The sequence below is a fragment of the Actinoplanes cyaneus genome (assembly GCF_016862095.1).
Taxonomy (GTDB): Bacteria; Actinomycetota; Actinomycetes; order Mycobacteriales; family Micromonosporaceae; genus Actinoplanes; species Actinoplanes cyaneus.
On the sequence record NZ_BOMH01000036.1, the window covers coordinates 295,724 to 314,316 of the forward strand.

Consider the following 18,593-nt stretch of genomic DNA (forward strand, 5'->3'; position numbering starts at 1 on the left):
CAAACCTTTTATACCGAACTTGTCGGATTTTCCATCCTTTGGTGTCATCGTGAGTTCGGAGCTACCCCAGCGTCGATCATCAGTAAATGGTCAAAGTCGGTGTAATCGCACTAATCCTGGCTACCGGGCTCGGCTCAGCACCCGCACCCGCCTCCTGGGGGCAGGACGGCTACGGTCCCGGGAACACCCGCTACAACCCCGCCGAGTCCGTGATCAACGCCGGATCGGTCGCCCGCCTGAGACTTCGCTGGACCGTCGAACCCGCGCCGGACCGGCCCGGATGCGAGTCCGTCCAGGTCGCGCCCAGGGCCGTCGACGACCGGGTCGTCCTGCTGGAGGGCGGTGGGGTGGCGGCGCGCAGCGCCACGACCGGCAAGCGCCTGTGGATCAACACCGGCTTCGGCCGAGTCACCGCGGGACCGGTCGTGACCGGCGGGCTCGTCCTGGTCGCCGGCACCAGCTGCGAGTCGAACAGCGACTACGACGGGTCGCTCGTCGCGCTCGACGTGAGGACCGGCGCGCAGCGGTGGCGCCGGACCGGCGAGTGGACCATCGACGCGGTCGTGGCCGACGCCGGGGTGATCGTCACGTCCGGGTACTGCCGCACGTGCGAAGCGGGGCACGGGGTGAACACTTACCGGCTCAATGACGGGACACCACTCTGGACGCATCGTGAGGAGGAACTCGCCGGGCAGGTCTCCGCGGGCGGGACGATCCTGCTGCGCCGCACCGCCGGAGACGCCGAGACCTGGGCCGGCCGGATCGGCACGGGCACGACGATCTGGGGCAACGACCTCGGGCCGGTCGCGGTCGCGGCGAATCCGGACGGCACGCAGTTCTATCTCCGGGACTCGACAGGCCTCTGCGCCCGGGCCGCCGCCGACGGTCGTCAACTCTGGCAGGCGCCGAAGGAGGCCGGCGACCTCGCGGCGGACGGGCGGCGGGTCTATGTCGCCTCGGCGGGACGGGTCAACACCTACGACGCGGGGACCGGGCGGCTGCTCTGGACCCGGGCGGTCGACTCGCCACGGGAGCCGGTCCGGGCCGGGGGCCTGCTGTACGTACTGTCGGGGAAGGGGAATCTGGTTCTTCTGTCCCCGGTCGACGGCAGGCCGGTGGGCTCGAAGGTGACCTTCACCGGGTTGACCACGCACGTGGTGCCCGCCGGCGGGCGGCTGCTGACCACGCACCGGCGGGCCGTCCGGTCCTACGCCCCCTGAACGAACGGTGGCCGCCTCGACGAACGAGACGGCCACCGCTCACCACGGACCGAGGCGGGCTACCAGCCGCCGACCCCGGCGAGCAGCCGCTCCACCGGAACCGGCTTGCCCAGGTAGAAGCCCTGACCGAACGGCACCCCGCAGGCCATCAGCGCGTCTCGCTGAGCCGCCGTCTCGATGCCTTCCGCGATCACCGTGCACCCGTGCTGGCCGGCGAACTCCACCAGCGTCCGGATCGCGGCCTGCCGAGCCGTCTCGTTCTCCAGGCCCTGCAGCGTCTCCTGCCCGAGCTTGAGGAAGGCAGGGCGCAGCGACTCGATCCGCGCCAGCGTCTCGTAACCGGCGCCGAGGTCGTCGATCGAGAGCCGCACCCCCCCGAGCTGGGCGAAGTCGGCCGGAGCCGCGTCACCGACCTCGACCACCAGCGGGCGCTTCGCCTCGGCGAGCAGCGGCATCAGCTCGTGCGGACGGCTCAGCAGGTCGGCCGAGACGTTGACGGCCAGCCAGGTGCCGTTCGGCAGTGACTGCGACGACGCGATCGCGGCCTGGACCAGCGCGGCGTCCAGTGCGAGGTGCACGCCCCGCTGCTGCGCCGCCTCCAGGCTCTCCTTCGGGTTGCTGCCGTCGGCGAAGCGGGTGAGCGCCTCGTACCCGACGACGTGCCCGTTGATCATGTTGTAGATCGGCTGGAACACCGTGAAGAAGCTGAACTCCTCGAAGAGGTGTGCCTGGGTCGACTTCGACTTGTCGCTCTTCCACGCGCCGGTGTCGGACCGCTGCAGTCGCACGGTGACCTGACCGGCGCCGGTGCCGCGTTCCTCGCGGTAGTGCAGCACCTGCGCCCAGTCACCGACCGCGGCCGGCTTGACGGCCGTGGCCGCGTCCGCCTTCTTGACCTTGGCCTTCTTGACCTTCTTCGGCTTGACCGTCGGGACGAGCCAGTCGCGTAGGTGGGTCAGCAGGTCGACGACGGTGTTGCCGAGGCCGACGAACGCGACCATCGCGTAGAGCGAGAGGAGCAGGTTCAGGCCGGCGAAGACCAGGTTGTTCCACTGCCGCAGCTGGACGTCGTGCCACACGGTGTAGACGCAGAGCGCGATCAGCGCCAGCGGCAGCACCAGGTAGGCGGTCGCCGCCGTCGTGCGGTCGCGGACCTTCGGCGTGCGCTTGAACGTGCTCTTCTCACCGGTCAGCAGCTGCAGCAGCGAGGCGATGCTGCCGGACAGGTTGACCGGCAGCAGGATCAGGTTGAAGCCGTAGATCCGCAGCATGTCGGAGCGCTTGTAACCCAGGTGCTTCAGGTCGGCGGACATCATGAAGAAGTACGGCACCGAGATGAGCAGCAGGAACGGGTTGAGCAGCTCGTTGTTGAACGGGTAGACGAGCATCACCACGAGGCACACGGAGCTCCAGAAGATGGAGGCCATGTAGTTGACCCGTAGGAAGTACTCACCGAAGCGGTTCTTGTCCTCACGCTTCGACTTCGCGCGGAACTGGTCCTTCAGCCGGGACAGGATCAGCAGACCACCGTTGGCCCAGCGCTGACGCTGGATGGCGAGCGAGCCGAAATCCGGCGGGGTCGCGCTGTAGGCCATCCGCTCGGGGTAGTTGTGCAGCATCCAGCCGCGCACCCCCAGGTCGATCGTCGACTCGGTGTCCTCGATGACCGTGCGGTCCTGGATGTAGCGCTTGATCTCCCAGTCACCCTCGTACGCGACCTCGCAGATCTCGTCGAGAGCCTTCTTCCGCAGTACGGCGTTGGCCCCCACCCAGAACGTCGCGCCGTAATGCGTCATGCCCTGGTGCACGATGTACTGGATGTCCGTCGTCGCACCGGAGATCCGCTCGATGCGGGTCGCCGATCCGGGGTATGCGCTGTACGGCGTCTGCACCACCGCGTGCTGCGCGTACGCGCCCTGCTCCATGAGGTGGACAAGGCGCAACGCGTACTCGGGAAGCAGAACGCTGTCCGCGTCGAGCGTCAGCACGTAGTCCGGGTTCGGGACGACCAGATCCGCCCGGTTCGGGCCGGCCGTCACCAGCGCGGTGCCCAGCGGCGTGTTGATCTCCTGGTATGCGCCACCCATCAGCCCGATGTAGCTGTTGAGGTTCATCGCCTTGTTGGGCTCGTGCGACAGCGACACGTACTTCTTGCGCTCGAAGCTGGTGACCTGCGCGTCGAAGATCGCGAGCAGCCGCCGGTAGAGCTGGTTCATCCGCGCCATCGGCAGCGCGACCTGCTCGTCGGCGCCCTTGTCGAGCGCGCCCGCGATCTGGCCGAGGTCCGCCGCGAGCGGGTGCAGGATGTGCTCGACGAAGAACGTGTCGGTGTGGTCGACCATCTCCTGCTTGGCGCCGAGCTCGTAGAGCCAGTTCGAGGCGAACTGGTACTCGTCGGAGAGCCGTCGCATGTCGTCCGGCACCACGAGGTAGCCACCGCGGTAACGCACCTGCTCGTCGAAGCTCGCGAACGCCCCGGAGACCCGGTGGAACGGGACGTTCAGCTCGGCCTCGATCTTGCCGGGCAGCGCGCGGGCGGCGAGGAGCATGTCACGGGCGGCCCGCGTCTTCGGCGTGCGCGGGTCGTCGATCAGCAGCGTCACCCGCAGGCCGGGGTACTCCTGCAGCGCGGCGGAGAGCAGCGTGTTGCGGTTGGTCCGCTCGTCCTCCTGATATGAGGGGACCAGAACCGTAAGACTGGGCTTCTTCCCGCCGATGAACTCGTCGAGCATGATCCGCGGCGCGCGCTGATGACCACGCCCGCGGTAGAAGTAGCCGATCCGCGTGATCAGGTACGCGATCGCGGACGCGGCCAGCCCGGTGATGACGAGCATGTACACGATCGCCTCGGCACCGAGCCGGGCGCTGTCGGCGTGCCCCTCGATGAACTGCTGGAAGATCGTGTAAGCGATGTAACAGGCCCAGACCGTGATGGTCACCACGATCGCGAGCCGGCCGCGGGTGATCCTGCCTTCGGAGACCGGGGGCGGAACGATCGGATGAGGTTCCGTCCTCCGGTCGGCCCCCCATTGGCGCTTGGCGTCCGGCTTGCGCTCGTCCGCCCGTGTGCGTGGCATGCGTTTTTGGGCCTTTCGATGCTGTTTCGCGGCATCGATTGGCGATGCCCGCGCCGAATTGTCATTGCGCGGACACGTTTTGGCGCTCCCGATTCCAGATTGGAACGACGGGTCCCGCGTCTGCCCTTCGTCGTCCTTTTGCCCGATCGCTAAATCTGCTCGGGCACGCCAGCGTTTGGCGACTTTAAAAAAAGGGAAGGGCTTTCATGACGGACCGCGCCACACCCGTAGCCGTGCGGGCGGATCACGATCCGCTCGCCGACCCGGAATGGCAGGAACCGGAGCAGCCGCGTCGCCGCCTGTCGTGGACGAGGCTGGGAGTTCTCGTTCTCGCACTCGGCCTGATCGGCGCCGGTGGCACCATGGGCGTGATCCACCTGCGGGACACGGCCGGCCCCACGGCGAAATCCTGGGCCGTTCCGTACGTCGACGTCACGCTGACTCCGACGTTCCAGTTCCAGGACCCCACCGCGAACCCGGCCAGGAACATCGCGCTCGGCTTCGTCGTCGCCGACCCGAAGAACGTGTGCACCCCGAGCTGGGGTGGCGCGTACACGCTGGACGGCGCGGCGTCGTCCCTCGAGCTCGACCGCCGTATCGACCAGCTGCGCCAGTCCGGCGGTGACATCACGCTCAGCCTCGGCGGGCTCAGCAACAAGGAACTGGCGGTCGCCTGCACCGACCAGGGCAAGCTCACCGACGCCTACCGTCAGCTGGTCAAACGGTACGACGTGAAGACCCTGGACCTCGACATCGAAGGCACCGCCGTCGCCGATCAGGCGTCCCTCGCGCGCCGCGTCACGGCCGTGGCAACGGTGCAGAAGGAGCGGCAGGTCGCCGGCAAGTCACTCGACGTGTGGCTGACCCTGCCGGTCACGCCGGAGGGCTTGACCGCCGACGGGGTCGGCCTGGTCCGCGGCATGCTGGACGGTGGCGTCGCCCTGCGCGGCGTCAACGTGATGACGATGGACTTCAACAACGGCGACAAGAACCCGGACATGCTGGCGTTGAGCACCAGCGCCCTGAACGGCACCCACAAGCAGCTCACCGACCTGTACCTGCAGCTCGGCAAGAAGCTCACGTCGCCGCAGGTCTGGTCGCTGATCGGGGCCACCCCGATGATCGGCCAGAACGACATCGACACCGAGCGGTTCACCGTCGACAACGCGCAGGGTCTCGCTGACTTCGCCGTCGACAAGGGTCTCGGCCGGGTCTCCATGTGGTCGATCAACCGGGACGCCGCCTGCCAGGGCACGTTCGCCAACGTGGTGGTGCACTCCAACACCTGCAGCGGCGTCGAGCAGGAGTCGCTCGCCTTCTCGAAGATCTTCGCCGGGCTGCCCGGCAAGGCGGCGAACAGCAGCGCCGAGGCGGTCGACATCCCGGATCAGACGGCCAGCGTCGACGACCCGAAGACCAGCCCGTACCCGATCTGGCGCCTGACCGCCCTCTACACCGCCGGTTACAAGGTGGTCTGGCACGGCGTCGTCTACGAGGCCAAGTGGGCCAACTCCGGCCTCGACCCGTCCGCGGCCCCGCCCGCCGGCACGCAGACCGCCTGGTCGGTGATCGGCCCGGTCAGCCCGGTCGAGAAGGCACCCAGGCCGACCCCGGCGGTCACCGGCGTCACCAAGCCGTGGACGTCCGGCACCAGCTACAAGCGGGGCGACCGGGTTCTCTTCGAGGGCCTGCCCTACGAGGCGCGGTGGGCCGTCAAGGACGAGGTCCCGTCCACCGAATTCCCCATCGACGCCGACGACGCCTGGCTCCCCCTCTTCACCGTCCCCGGCGAGCCGGACACCAACTGACAACTGCACATTGATCTCTCGTACGCTGTGACGCCCGCGACATTTCGTCGCGGGCGTCGCGGTATTCCGGCCGTTCCCAGTTAATGCGAAAGAGCACCCGCAAGCGCTCTCGGGTCCGTCCCCTGAGGACAATCGCGCGACCGGTACTGCTTCGGTTTCGTTGAGTTTGGCACGTGCGGAAGGCCCGGCCCGCGGCGAATGCGGTCCGGGCCTTTCCGGTTCAGGCGGTGACTTACTTCGGGTCGTTGTTGAACTTCGCGGTGGCCCAGAAGTAGCCGAGGATCGCGAGGCCGACGCACCAGGCGACCGCGAGCCAGCCGTTGTGGCCGATCGGGGTGCCCAGGAGCAGGCCGCGCAGGGTTTCGATGGCCGGGGTGAAGGGCTGGTACTCGGCGATCGGCTGGAACCAGCCGGGCATCTTGTCGACCGGGACGAAGGCGCTGGACAGCAGCGGCAGCAGGATCAGCGGCATCGCGTTGTTGCTGGCCGCCTCGGCGTTCGGGCTGATCAGGCCCATCCCGACCGCGATCCAGGTGAGCGCCAGGGCGAAGAGCACCAGCAGCCCGAAGGCGAGCAGCCAGTCCACGACGGTGGCGTCCGTGGAGCGGAAGCCGATCGCCACCCCGACCGCGCCGACCAGGACCACGCTGGCGACCGACTGGAGGACGCTGCCGATGACGTGGCCGACGAGCACCGAGCCGCGGTGGATCGCCATGGTGCGGAAGCGGGCGATGATGCCCTCGCTCATGTCGGTGGAGACCGAGACGGCGGTGCCGATCACCGTGCTGCCGATGGTCATCAGCAGCAGGCCGGGGACCAGGTACGCGATGTACTCCGATCTGCCGCCGCCGAGCCCCGCGCCCAGGGTGTCGCCGAAGATGTAGACGAACAACAGCAGCAGCATGATCGGGGTGAGCAGCAGGTTCAGTGTCAGCGACGGGTACCGGCGGGCGTGCAGCAGGTTTCGGCGCAGCATCGTGGACGAGTCGCGGACGGCCAGGGAAAGGGTGCTCATCGGACAGTCTCCTCGAGTTTTCCGGTCAGGGCGAAGAACACGTCGTCCAGGTCGGGGGTGTGCACGGTCAGCTCGTCGGCCTCGACGCCGGCGGAGTCCAGCAGGTCGAGCACCGAGCGCAGGTCGCGCTGGCTGCCGTCGCTGAGGATCTGCAGCGACAGCGACTCGTCGTCGCGGGCCGCGTCGGGCAGCGCCGCCGCGGCGCTCTGGTAGGCGGCCGGGTCGGTGAAGCGGAGCCGGACGTGCCCGCCCGGGATGAGCCGCTTCAGCTCGCCCGCGGTGCCCTCGGCGACGATCTTCCCGTCGTTGAGCACCGCGATCCGGTCGGCCAGCTCGTCGGCCTCCTCCAGGTACTGCGTGGTGAGGAAGACCGTGACGCCGGAGGCGACGAGCTCCCGGATGATCTGCCACATGTTGTGCCGGCTGCGCGGGTCGAGACCTGTGGTCGGCTCGTCGAGGAAGATGATCCGCGGGCTGCCGACCAGCGTCATCGCGATGTCGAGACGGCGCTTCATGCCGCCGGAGTAGGTGGAGGCCGGTTTCCTCGCCGCCTCCACCAGGTCGAAGCGCTCCAGCAGCTCGGCGGTGACGCGCTGCCCCTCCTCGCGGGACAGGTGGTGCAGGTCCGCCATGAGCCGCATGTTCTCCTCGCCGGTGATCAGGCCGTCGACCGCCGAGAACTGGCCGGTGACGCCGATCGCGGCGCGCACCGCCTGCGGGTCGGTGGCCAGGTCGTGACCGCCGACCCGGATCCCGCCCGAGGCGGGACCCGCGGAGAGCAGCGTGGAGAGGATCTTCACGGCGGTCGTCTTGCCGGCGCCGTTCGGCCCCAGCAGGGCGAAGATCGATCCTTGCGGTACGGCGATGTCGACCCCGTCGAGAACGACCTTCTCGCCGTACGACTTGTGCAGCCCTTCCGCTGCGATGGCCAGGTTCGTCATGTCCGGGACTCCTCAGTTGCTCTGGGCGGCGATGTCGCCGTACGAGGTGGTGGCGTGGATGTCGAGCTCGATCGAGCCGTCGTTCTTGAGGCTGTTGCTGATCTCGCCGTAGCCGGTGCGGGCGACGAGCGCCGCGGAGACGCCCCGAGCGGCGCCCACCGAGATCGACCCGGCCTGGGTGGTCAGCACGACCGCGCCGCGTACCGCCTCGGTGATCCGGATGTCGCCCTTGCCGGTCCTGATGTCGGCGGCGTCGGTGAGCCGGCCGATCACCACGTCGCCGGCGGCGGTCGTGGAGCGCAGGCCGGCGACCTCGTCGAGCTTGATCTCGCCCTGCGCGCCCTCGAAGGTGACGTCGCCGAGCCGGCCGACGCCGCGCAGGTCAGCGGCGGCCACCTTGGCCTCGACCCGTGAGCCGGCCGGCAGCTGGACGGTCACCTCGAGGTAGCCGGAGCTGCCGAGGATCTGGTTCTTCGCGGACGCCTCGATCCGCAGGATCCCGTCGGCGAACTCGACCCGGGTCTCCTCGGCGACCTTGACGTCCCGGCTCTTCGAGGCGTCGGCCGGCCGGACCTCGACGACGGTGTCGGACCGGTCGGCGGCGATGACCTGGATGCGGCCGGCGGGGATGTCGAGGACGGCGGTGATCGGGGCGGTGGTGTCGAACTTGTTCACTGTTTTCTCCCTCGATGCTTCGTTTCCGATGTGCGAAACGCTACGTTGCGTTCGCGAAAGAGGCAACAAGCTTGTTGCACTAGGAAACCGAATCTGCAGTTCAACGGCGCTAAATCGTTGCAATGGCCGTGCGGAGAATGCAACGCAACGCGGTGGTTCGTTGCAATGGAATGGAAGTGAACGCTATGCTGGCGGCGTCATGCACCACGACGAGGGAGATCGCTATGCCGGGCGGCAGGCTCAGCCAGCAGGAACGTCAGCAGATCGCGGCCGGGCTGGCCGACGGCCTCGCGTATGCGGAGATCGCCCGGCAGCTCGATCGCCCGACCTCGACGGTCACGCGTGAAGTGATGCGCAACGGCGGTCCGGGCGGTTACCGCGCCGAGCTGGCCCACCACGCCACCGAGCGCCGCTCCCGCCAGCGCCGGCAGACCCCTGCGCGGGGCGAGACACCCGTGCAGCCGGAGGGGCGCGACGCCGAGGCCGTCCGGGCCTACGAGGAGACGCTGACCACCGTCTTCATCCAGTCCGGCCTGGCCAAGATGATGTCGCGGGTGCTGGCCGCCATCTTCGTCAGCGACTCGGGCACCCGCACCGCTGCCGAGCTGGCCCAGCACCTCGAGGTAAGCCCGGCGACGATCTCCAAGTCGATCGCGTTTCTGGAGAGTCAGGATCTGGTCCGCCGTGAGCGCGACGACCGCCGCCGTGAGCGGTACAGCGTCGACAACGAGTTGTGGTACCAGTCGACGATTGCCAGCGCAAAGGCGAACTTGCGGCTCGCCGAGATCGCGCGGCAGGGCGGGAACGCGCTCGGGGCGAGCAGTCCGGCCGCCGTACGCCTGGAGAATGTCGCCCGATTCCTCGACTTCGTCAGCGAGGCAATCGTGCGGTCGGCCGAGCAAGCCCGCGACGTGCTCTTCACCAAGCCAGATCAAGATCAAGACGTGATCTGAAAGGGGCGGCGACCTTTGGTGAGGTCGCGGCAGACGGGACCGGGACGGCGTACGCCCCGTATCGCTGGCTGCCCGCGGCCGAGCACCAGGCGGCCGGTGCTCCGGGCACCGGCGCAACCCTGCGTCTGGAACCCGGCGACCGGCGCGGACCAGCGAGGACGGCGCCGTGCGGCAGGCCGAGGTCGCCGTGACCGGCGGGCAGGGCGGCGATCTGGTCGCCATCGGCGGCGCGGTCACCGGCGCCCTCGGCACGGTGGTGCAGGCCGAGGTCGGCGTGTGCAACAACGGGGCCGGCCACGCTGAACGGACCCGCGTCGGCGAGTCGCCCAGGTGGGCCGGCGTGACCATTCCGGCGGGCACCTCAGTGGTCACCGCGCCTGGACAAGCAGAGAGCCTGACCAGCGATGATGCCGGTCAGGCTCCCGGTGGTCACAGGCCGGTCGAGTCGCAGGCGCGCGGACCGTGCGTGGCGAAGTGCTTCTGGACGGCGGCCGGGATGCCCGCGCAGTAGCCGGCGCTGCCGCCGCCGAGGTACGTCCACTTGCCGCCCACGTAGTGGAAGCTGTCGACCTCGGACTCCTGCCCGGGCGGCTCGAAGCCCGCGATGGCCCAGCCGTCATGGCAGGCGATCTTGGTGAGCCGCGTGCCCTTGATCGGCGCGTGACCGCTTTTGATCTCCCAGGCGGCCAGCAGCGTCGCCTCGGTGGCCGGGCATTCGGAGTCGCTCGCGGTGGTCTTGGTGGTCACGGGCGCGACCTTCGCCGCGGCCTTGGAGGCGGTGGGCGCGGGGGCTGCCGCGGAGCTGGCAGGCGCGGCGGTCGGGGCGGTGGCCTGCGGGGTCGGGGCGGTGGCCTGCGAGGCCGAGGTGGAAGAGCAGGCGGCGGCACCGAAGGTCAGCCCGGTGGCGGCGATCAGGACGGCGAAGGTACGCGTGAACATCTCTATGTCTCCAGGTGAAAGCGCGGTTCAGGTGATGTCGAAGACTCTATGGATCCACCGACCGATGTGGATCACGCATTCGTGCCACTACCCTGCGTGGCCGATAATGCTTCGATGGGCGCCGTCTTCGCACTGCTGGCAGGCATCGACACGTACGCCTCGGAGACCGTTCCCGACCTGCGCGGGTGCCGCAACGACGTGCTCGCCGCGGCCGCGTTCCTGCGCACCAGGTGCACGTCCGCGCGGGTCCTGCGGTTGCTCGACGCGGAGGCCACCCGCGCCGCGGTCGTCGACGGGATCCACCGGCATCTCGGGCAGGCCGGCCGCGGCGACACGGCGGTGTTCTGGTTCAGTGGCCACGGCTCGCAGGTGCCGGTGCCCGATGGGCTGCAGCACCTGGAGACGGGCCCGATGATGCAGACGCTGGTCTGCGCGGACAGCCGCACCCCGGGCGTTCCCGACCTGCTCGACAAGGAGCTGTCGCTGCTGCTCGACGAGATCGCCGGGCGGGGCGCGCACGTCGCGGTGGTGCTGGACAGCTGCCACAGCGAGGGTGCGAGCCGGCTGACGGTCCGGGTGCGGTCGGCGCGGCCGAGCCTGCACGCAGCCCGGCAACGACCGCCGGTGCTGCTGCCCGAGCTGGGCGGCCGGCCGTATGACGCGGTGGGTCGTCCCGGCGCCCGGCACGTCGCTCTCGCCGCGGCCCGGCGTCACGAGCTGGCGCGCGAGCTGGAGCTGGACGGGGAGCAGCGCGGCGTTTTCAGCTGGGCGCTGCTGCGGGCGCTGGGCCGGCTCGGCGGTTCCGCCACCTACCGGGAGCTGCTGACGGCGGCCCGCGTGCTCGTCGAGGCGCGGATCGCCGAGCAGGTCCCGCAGCTGTACCCGATCGAGCCCGGCATCACCGACCAGCCGTTTCTCGGCGGCGCGACCCGCCTGTCGGAGGGGTTGCTGATCCGGCACGGCCGGGACGGCTGGGAGCTCGACGCCGGCGCGTGCCACGGCCTGCCGCTAGCCGGTGGGGAGTTGCGGGTGGCACGGGCGGGCGGCGGCGAGCTGAGGGAGGCGCGGGTGACCCGGGTGCTCACCGAGCGCAGCCTGGTCACGCCGCTCGGCTGGGCGCCGGACCAGGAGCGGCAGTACCCGATGGTCTTCTCCCGGGTGCCGCTGCCGGCCACCACGGTCGCCGGCGTTCCGCCGGAGGAGATCGAGCATTCCGCCTACGTACGGCTTGCCGGCCCCGACGAGGAGCCGGAACTCCTGGTCGTCGGCGGCACGCGGATCCGTACGCCGGAGGGCGAGGTGCCCGCCGGTCCCGGGACACGCCTGCAACGCCTGGAGCACGTCGCCCGCTGGCGGCAGATCCGCGCGCTGGAGAATCCTCGGTCCCGCCTGGCGGGGGCGGTCGCGCTGGAGGTCATCCCGAAAGCGCCGGGCAATGCGCCGATCAACGGCGAGATCAGGCTGGCGTACGAGAACGGAGTCCCGCCGAGGATCTACCTCCGCCTCTACAACCGCACCAACCGTCGTCTCTACTGCGTCCTCCTGAACCTGACCAGCGGATATCGCGTCTACACCGGCCTGTTCCCGGGCGCTTTCGTCGATGCCCGGTCAGCGGGCTGGGCCCTGGACCGCGAGCCGGTGGAGGTTTCCGTCCCGTCCCGTCCCGGCCGGCTGGGGAGACTGTGGGGCAGGTCGCCCGGCGTGACGCGCGACTGGCTGAAACTGCTGGTGGCCGAGGAACAGTTCAGCTCGGCGCCGTTCGTCCTGCCCGCTGTCGACCGGCTCGGCGCACCGCATCAGCGCTCGATCCGGCTGCGCGGCCCGCACCATCGGGAGGACGGCGAGAGCGCCTACGACTGGACCGCGGTCACCGTTCCGGTCGTCACCGAGAATCCTCAGTAGACGCCGCGGTGCGTCAGGCCGCGCGCCTCGTCGCGCATCCGGCGGCGTAGCGCGTGCACGGCCGCCGCCGGGTCCTGGCGTTCGACGCCGAGCCGCCGGTGCAGCTCCCGGTAGACGGCGGCGGGCTTGCCGACCGCGTCGAGCCAGCCGATCGCCCCGGTGAACCCGGCGGTCAGGAACGCGTCTGCGAGCTGCGGAAACGCCGCTCCCGGCGGCAGCACCACCAGTCCGCCCGCACGCCGGATCCGCGCCGCCGCGACCATCTCCGCGGTCAGCTCGGTCCCCTCGCCGAGAAGCAGCACGCCGTCCGGTCCCACCGGGCAGTCCAGGTGCAGCACTGTCGCGCTCAGCCGGGCCAGCACGTCCGCCGCGGTCGGGCGGTCCAGCAGCTCGCCGCGGCCGTAACAGCGCCGCAGCTCGGCGCCGTCCGCCCCGGCCGGCAGCACCGGTTCCTCGACGATCGCCCGGCGCTTGCGGCCGGTCAGGTCGAGCAGCTGCGCGTGGCTCGCCAGGGTGGAGACGATCGAGCCGGGGGCGGCCGGCGGACGGTCGGTGACGATCAGCGTCCGGCGTGGCAGGGAGTGGGCGGTGCCGAGCGTGACCTGACCGGTGGCGGCGTGCAGCACGAGCATCCCGTCCGGCTGCGGGACGGCGAGCGCGTCCGCGCCGGCCGCGCGCAGCGCCGCGGTGACGACGGTCCCGGCGCCGCGGACGCGGGGCTCGGCGAGCGCGTGGCAGAGCCGCAGGAACAGCGGGAACGACTCCGGTGGCAGGTTTCCCGCGGCGGCGGCGCGCAGGCTCGACCGGGCATCGGCGAGGTCGTCGCCGGCGCCGGGACCGTCGTCGGCGCGGGCGCGCAGGGTCAGGCCCAGGGCGAGCGCCAGGTGGTCGGCGGGCGTGGTGCCGCCGCCGCTGTGCAGGACCGTGGTGGCCAGGGCGACCAGCTCGTCGGCGAGGGCCACGGCCGGTTTCCCGGCCAGGGCGCCGGCTCCGCCGTACGGGAGATCCCGCAGTTGTTCTCGAAGCTCCTGGCGCGGATCGAGGGCGCTTCCGGCAGGTCGTGGCCCCGGCCCGGGCGGCTCGGCGGGGGTGACCGGATCGTCGCCCTCGACCAGGAGGACCGGGCGGTCCAGCGGATCGGTGCGCGCGAGCCGCGTCCCGGCGGTGAGGAGGGAACCCATGCCGAGGTCGTGCCACTGCCGCCGGCTCTGCTGGAAGCTCGCGACCGCCCGGGTGATCGCGGCGACGTTCACGCCGACGCCGCCGAACGCGTCGGCGAAGCCCTCGGCCATCGTCAGCATGGTCCGGGTGGCCGCGGTGACCTGCGATGACAGCTCGGGCCCGGCGAGGACCGTGCGGAAGCACCCGGCGGCCGCGCGCGCCGCCTCGACCTGTGGCCCGCCGCCGGGTCGCAGCGCGGGGAGGAATCCCCCGGTGCGCAGACTGCCCACCGCCACCTTCATGTGGAGCTGACCCAGCATGATCCGGGCCAGCACACTCTGCGTGAACGGCAGCCGCGGATTCGCGAGGGCCTCGGTGAGCAGCGCGACACCGCTCTCCCGATCGCTGTCCGGCCCGTGATGCCCGAGGTGCCGGGTGGCCAGCAGCGTGCCGAGTTGTGCCGCGACCGGCGCGCGCAGGCCGTCGTCCGCGGCGAAGTAGCCGTAGGCCTCGGTCAGCGCCCCGATCGCCTCGGTCAGCTCCGGCAGCGCTCGTGACCGGCCGGTCCCGGCCCGCCAGTACCGATCGGTCAGGATCCGGGCGCGTTCGAGGAGTTCGGGCGTGCGGGCCGGGTCGGAGCCGGTGGGCACCTCAGCGTCCCCAGTGCACGAAGCCGGCCCAGGCGGCGACCTCGGCCGGGTCGGTGCGGGCCAGCTCGTCGCGCAACTCGGCCGGCATCCGCTCGGGCGGCTCCCGGCGCGGGTCGATCATCCACAGCTGCGCCCGGTGCAGCGCGTCCCAGACCGGCCGCCGCTCGACCCGCAGGAAGTGGTGGAACATGAACATCAGCACCGAGGTCGCGGCGTCCGGGATCGGCCACAGCGTGGAGAGCACCGAGCGCACCCCGGCTGCCAGGAACGCGGTGCCCAGGCTGTACGCCTCGTCGTAACCGCTGATCGCCCGCCCGGTGTGGCAGCCGGCCAGCACGACCAGCCCGACCTCCCGTTCCGGCGCCCGGGCCAGCAGCGGGCCGATCGTCTCGGCGGCCAGCCGGTCACCGCCGGCGAGCAGCAGATAGGCAGTGCCGCGCCCGGTCGAGGCGAACCCGTGGCAGGCCAGGTGCAGCACCGCGCCGGCGCCCGGGGAGGACGAGGTCAGCCAGTCGCGCACCTCGTCGGCGCTGCCCGGGCCGGTCGGGCTGACGCTGTCGTCCAGGCGGCGGCCGACGTACCGGGCGCCGGGATAGAACGTGCGGCGGATCGCCCACGCCTCCACCCGCGCCGACGGCAGGTCGTCGGCCACCCCGCCGGTGTCCGGGTCACCGACGATCAGCCCGGTCGGCGCGAGCCGCACCGGCGGGAGGGCGGCCGCGTGGCACAGCATGCGCGCCGAGACCACCTGGGAGACGGCGACCGACTCGATGGCGTAACGCCCGTCCCGGCGGCGGGCCGCCTGCCACGGGATCAGCGCCAGCTTGCCGGTCGGCACCAGCACGATCCGGGGCGGCCGGCCGGCCGGCAGGGTGCGCAGCCGGGGCAGGTACTGCTCGACGACCGGTCCCATCGCGGCCCGCCACGCCCAGCGGCACAGCCCGTCCAGGCTGCCGGCGAACGCCGTGTCCGGCCGCTTGCCGGCGCCGGCCGGGCCCATGTCCCGCCGCGCTGCGGTCGTCAGGTATTGCTCGACCTCCAGGTCGTCGTCGGGGCGCAGGTTCGGCAGGGTGAGATAGCTCGGCGGGCCGTCGGCCGGGGCGAGCACCGCGTGCCCGGGCAGGCCACGGTCGCCGGGGACGAGGTAGACCAGCACGTCCGCGTCCAGGTCGCGCAGCGCCCGGCGGATCTCCGGCAGACCCGGCGGGTCGAGCAGCGCCGGCATGCCCTGCTCGGCGAGCACCCGGAACGCCTCCCGGCGCAGCGTCGTCGGCAGCCGCTCCGGGTCGCCCGAGGCCAGCGCCGACTCCCAGCGCACGGCCAGGTCGGCCCGGCCGGCGGCACGCAGCCGGGCGGCGACCCGGCCGACCTCGGTGGCGGCGAACAGGGCCAGGCCGCGGCCGGCGTCCAGCGCCTTGATCGCGCCGGCCGCGTCCCGGTCGTGCAGGCCACGGCGGGCGAAGTCCAGAGCGTCCTGGCTCGCGTCCGCCGCAGCCAGCGCCGCCCCGGCCAGGTCGGACTGCACCATCACGTGGAACGTGTGCCCGCGCATCGCGTCCAGCCAGGCGGGATGCTCCGACGCAGAGGTGTGACCGAGCCGGGTCTGCACGGCGTCGAGCAGTTCGTTGATCAGCGACCAGTGCGGGTGGTCGGCGTCGCCGGCCAGCTCCCGGGCCGTGGTGAGCAGGCTCATCGCCTCGTCCAGGCCGGCCGTCGAGTTGGTCACCTCGCTGCGCCGGAAGAGGCCCATGGCGAGCCCGGTCAGGTGGAACGCGCGGTTGAGGTCGTCCGGCGGGACCAGCGCGACCGCCTCCCGCAGGTGCCCGATCGCCGTCTCGATCTTGCGCGGGTCGGTCTCCTCGCCCATGCCGAGCATGCGTGCCGCGGCGAACCCGCGCTGCATCGCCCGGTCCTGGTCGGTCATCGTCCAGTGGTCGCTGTCCGCGACCGCGTCACCGGACAGGGCGCCCAGGTGCTGCATCACCATGGTGCGCAGCGGGTCGTCCGCGGGCAGGCGCTCGGCTGCCTGCCCGGCCCGGCGCAGCGCCTCGTGCAGGTCGGTGCCCTTGCGGCGCGCGTGCATCGCCGCGACGAGCGCCTCGATCAGCTCGAGCTGCGCCTCGATCGGCACGTCCTTCGCGCCCGGGCCGGCGTTCGCCCGCATCCGCGCGAACTGCTCCGGCAGCCGGCGGTAGGCCGATTCGTCGCCGTCGTGCAGGGCGGTCATCAGGGTCAGGCCCATCCGGGCCGACTCGAAGATCGGGGTGAACCGGGTGTCCGTCCCGGCCTCGGCGACGAGCCGCTCCAGCTCGGCGAGAGTGGCGTGCGGGTCGGTGATCCGGTCGGCGAGGGTGTCGGCCATCAGGGCGGCGACCCGGGCGCCGGCGCGCATGGCCGGCCAGTGCGGGCTGTCCGGCGGGTCCGCCTCGGCGATCGCGAGGACCCGGCCCAGCCGGCGCAGCGTGCGCAGGTCGACCTGGAGGTTGGCGAGCAACGGCCAGAGCAGGGCGGCGGCCAGGGTTCCGCGGCCCGGTGAGCCGGCCGGCACCCGTTCCAGGGCGGCGACTGCCTCGTTCAGGTCGCCGTTGCCGGAGGCGGCGAGGGCGATGCCGGCGTACTCCTCCAGAGAGCCGGTCAACCGGTCCGCCCGTTGGTGAACACCCCGACCAGGCACGCCACGAGGGACACCAGGACCGCGAGGGTGAGCAGGCAGACCACGACGACGCCGGCGTAGTGGACCCCCTTGCGCCAGCGGCGGTACGGATCGACGACTGCCATCTCAGTTCACCCCGTTGCGGTTCAGTGTCCAGGCGAGCAGGTCCTGGACGTGCGGGTCCACCCCGTCCCGGGTGACGCGGGCGCTGGTGTGGAAGTACCGCACCTTGCCGAACGACTTCTCGATCGAGCGCACCATGTTGGCCATGCCGGCCCGGTCGGCCAGCCAGGCCCGTACGTCGTCGTCCAGCCCGGCACAGATCGGCAGCCCCTCGGTCAGGTCGCTCTTGGTGACCGCCACGGCCAGCGACACGTCGGCGAGCTTCTTCGCCCGTACGCCGGTCAGGGTCTCCAGCACCTGTTCGAAGATGTAACCGGGTGGCTGCGACGAGCGGACCGACTGGTATTCGCGCTGCGCCGCGGGGTCGAGCGAGTTCCAGACCTCCGGGATCGCGAACGGGTCGACGACGAAGACGAACGCGTGCGCGCTGTCCAGGAAACGTCGCAGGCGCAGCCGTGCCGTGTCGGTGAAGTCCTCGCCGGGCAGGTCGTAGAGGTGGACGACCCGGCGGTCGAGGTTGAACGAGTACGCCCGGACGGCGTCCTCGGCGAGCGTCTTGCTGGTCTCGCCGCGCGCGCCCAGCGCCGCCCGCATCTGCGTGATCGTGTTCCTGGTCGGCTCGTCGGCGAGGGACGCGCCCAGGGCGCCAGTCATCGTCTCGGCCAGCGCCAGCATCAGCCTCGTCTTGCCGGCCGTGGTCGCGCCGACCATCACGGTCCGGAACTCCCGCGCCGTCCCGGCGCCCTCGGCCATCGGCGCCGCGCAGTGCGGGCAGTACGCGGTCATCCGGTGGCTGCCGAGCACCAGCAGCGTCGGCATCCGCTCACCGCACGCGCAGGTCCGGCGCAGCAGGCCGTACTTCCCGGGCCGGACGTCGGTGTGCCGGCGGTCGCAGGACGGATTGGGGCAGTCGTAGGCCGGATAGACCACCCGGTGGTGACAGGCAGGGCAGGTCAGCTTGATGCCGCGCAGCTGCGACAGCCCGGAGTCCACCCCGCGCAGGGTGTAGAGCAGGGCCTTGGCCAGCACGAACAGCACACCCCAGACGAGCAGCGCGCCGAGCGCCACGACCGCCATCACCAGCGCGGTGACCACGGCGCCGGCGATCAGCCCGGCGGCGATCAGCACCCCGACCGCGCGGCGGTAGTTGTCCATGCCGTAGTAGAAGAACCGCTTCTTCAGCCAGGACTGCGCCTTCCCGCCGACCTCCCGCGTCTCCCGCCAGGTCAGGTCGGCGACCTGGCGCAGGTCACGCCCGGCCGGCCCGGAGAGGTAGTGCACGTAGGCGGGGACACCCTCGGGCTGCGGCACCGGCGCCGCCTCCGGGCCCAGAGCCAGCTTGCTCGCCCGCACGTACGCGGCGGTGCACAGGACCAGGAACGTGGTGCTCGCGACGGCGATCAGCGGGATGCTCACGATCAGGAAGATCGTGGCGATCAGCGCGTACCAGATGAGGGCGAAGACCAGGTAGAACAC

At 71.2% G+C, this 18,593-nt stretch carries 13 protein-coding genes; 4 read left to right on the forward strand and 9 right to left on the reverse strand.

Annotated features, from left to right (window positions below; genetic code table 11):
- Positions 1-86 precede the first annotated feature (86 nt).
- A complete protein-coding gene (locus Acy02nite_RS23740; protein ID WP_203744042.1) occupies positions 87-1,220 on the forward strand; it encodes an outer membrane protein assembly factor BamB family protein in 1,134 nt (377 codons plus the stop codon).
- A 59-nt stretch (positions 1,221-1,279) separates the two neighbouring features.
- On the opposite strand, the gene Acy02nite_RS23745 is transcribed toward Acy02nite_RS23740, so the two are convergent.
- Positions 1,280-4,297: an EAL domain-containing protein gene (locus Acy02nite_RS23745; protein ID WP_203744044.1), complete on the reverse strand. Its 3,018-nt coding sequence runs from the start codon at positions 4,295-4,297 to the stop codon at positions 1,280-1,282.
- Positions 4,298-4,503: 206 nt separating this feature from the next.
- On the opposite strand from Acy02nite_RS23745, the gene Acy02nite_RS23750 reads away from it, so the two are divergent.
- Complete coding sequence (locus Acy02nite_RS23750; RefSeq protein WP_203744046.1) at positions 4,504-6,105, forward strand: chitinase; 1,602 nt, start codon at positions 4,504-4,506, stop codon at positions 6,103-6,105.
- A gap of 232 nt (positions 6,106-6,337) precedes the next feature.
- Here Acy02nite_RS23750 and Acy02nite_RS23755 read toward each other — a convergent pair whose 3' ends face one another.
- From Acy02nite_RS23755 to Acy02nite_RS23765, 3 genes are read right to left on the reverse strand one after another with little or no spacing between them, the layout of a single operon-like run.
- A complete protein-coding gene (locus Acy02nite_RS23755) occupies positions 6,338-7,120 on the reverse strand; it encodes an ABC transporter permease (protein ID WP_203744048.1) in 783 nt (260 codons plus the stop codon).
- Positions 7,117-8,061, reverse strand: coding sequence for an ATP-binding cassette domain-containing protein (locus tag Acy02nite_RS23760; RefSeq protein WP_203744050.1), 945 nt, complete (start codon positions 8,059-8,061; stop codon positions 7,117-7,119). The genes Acy02nite_RS23755 and Acy02nite_RS23760 overlap by 4 nt, the downstream gene beginning before the upstream one ends.
- Positions 8,062-8,073: 12 nt before the next feature.
- On the reverse strand, positions 8,074-8,736 hold the full coding sequence (locus tag Acy02nite_RS23765; RefSeq protein WP_203744052.1) for a DUF4097 family beta strand repeat-containing protein: 663 nt from the start codon (positions 8,734-8,736) through the stop codon (positions 8,074-8,076).
- A 224-nt stretch (positions 8,737-8,960) separates the two neighbouring features.
- Between Acy02nite_RS23765 and Acy02nite_RS23770 the strand changes: the two genes are divergently transcribed.
- Positions 8,961-9,689 (forward strand): helix-turn-helix domain-containing protein, encoded by a 729-nt coding sequence (locus Acy02nite_RS23770; RefSeq protein ID WP_203744054.1) that lies wholly within the window; start codon positions 8,961-8,963, stop codon positions 9,687-9,689.
- 429 nt (positions 9,690-10,118) lie between these two features.
- Here Acy02nite_RS23770 and Acy02nite_RS23775 read toward each other — a convergent pair whose 3' ends face one another.
- The gene (locus Acy02nite_RS23775) at positions 10,119-10,628 is read right to left on the reverse strand and encodes a hypothetical protein (RefSeq protein ID WP_203744056.1); all 510 of its coding nucleotides are present in this window, start codon (positions 10,626-10,628) and stop codon (positions 10,119-10,121) included.
- A 114-nt stretch (positions 10,629-10,742) separates the two neighbouring features.
- On the opposite strand from Acy02nite_RS23775, the gene Acy02nite_RS23780 reads away from it, so the two are divergent.
- Positions 10,743-12,530, forward strand: coding sequence for a caspase family protein (locus Acy02nite_RS23780; protein ID WP_203744058.1), 1,788 nt, complete (start codon positions 10,743-10,745; stop codon positions 12,528-12,530).
- Here the strand turns inward: Acy02nite_RS23780 and Acy02nite_RS23785 are convergent.
- Genes Acy02nite_RS23785 through Acy02nite_RS23800 form a run of 4 tightly spaced genes read right to left on the reverse strand, consistent with a single transcriptional unit; the run spans position 12,524 to position 18,593 of the window.
- Entirely contained in the window at positions 12,524-14,341 is a 1,818-nt protein-coding gene (locus Acy02nite_RS23785; RefSeq protein ID WP_203744060.1) for a hypothetical protein, read from the reverse strand. The genes Acy02nite_RS23780 and Acy02nite_RS23785 overlap by 7 nt on opposite strands.
- Before the next feature lies 1 nt (position 14,342).
- Complete coding sequence (locus tag Acy02nite_RS23790; protein WP_203744062.1) at positions 14,343-16,979, reverse strand: CHAT domain-containing protein; 2,637 nt, start codon at positions 16,977-16,979, stop codon at positions 14,343-14,345.
- Positions 16,976-17,119: a hypothetical protein gene (locus Acy02nite_RS23795; RefSeq protein ID WP_203744064.1), complete on the reverse strand. Its 144-nt coding sequence runs from the start codon at positions 17,117-17,119 to the stop codon at positions 16,976-16,978. The genes Acy02nite_RS23790 and Acy02nite_RS23795 overlap by 4 nt, the downstream gene beginning before the upstream one ends.
- Before the next feature lies 1 nt (position 17,120).
- Positions 17,121-18,593: a TRAFAC clade GTPase domain-containing protein gene (locus Acy02nite_RS23800; RefSeq protein WP_203744066.1), complete on the reverse strand. Its 1,473-nt coding sequence runs from the start codon at positions 18,591-18,593 to the stop codon at positions 17,121-17,123.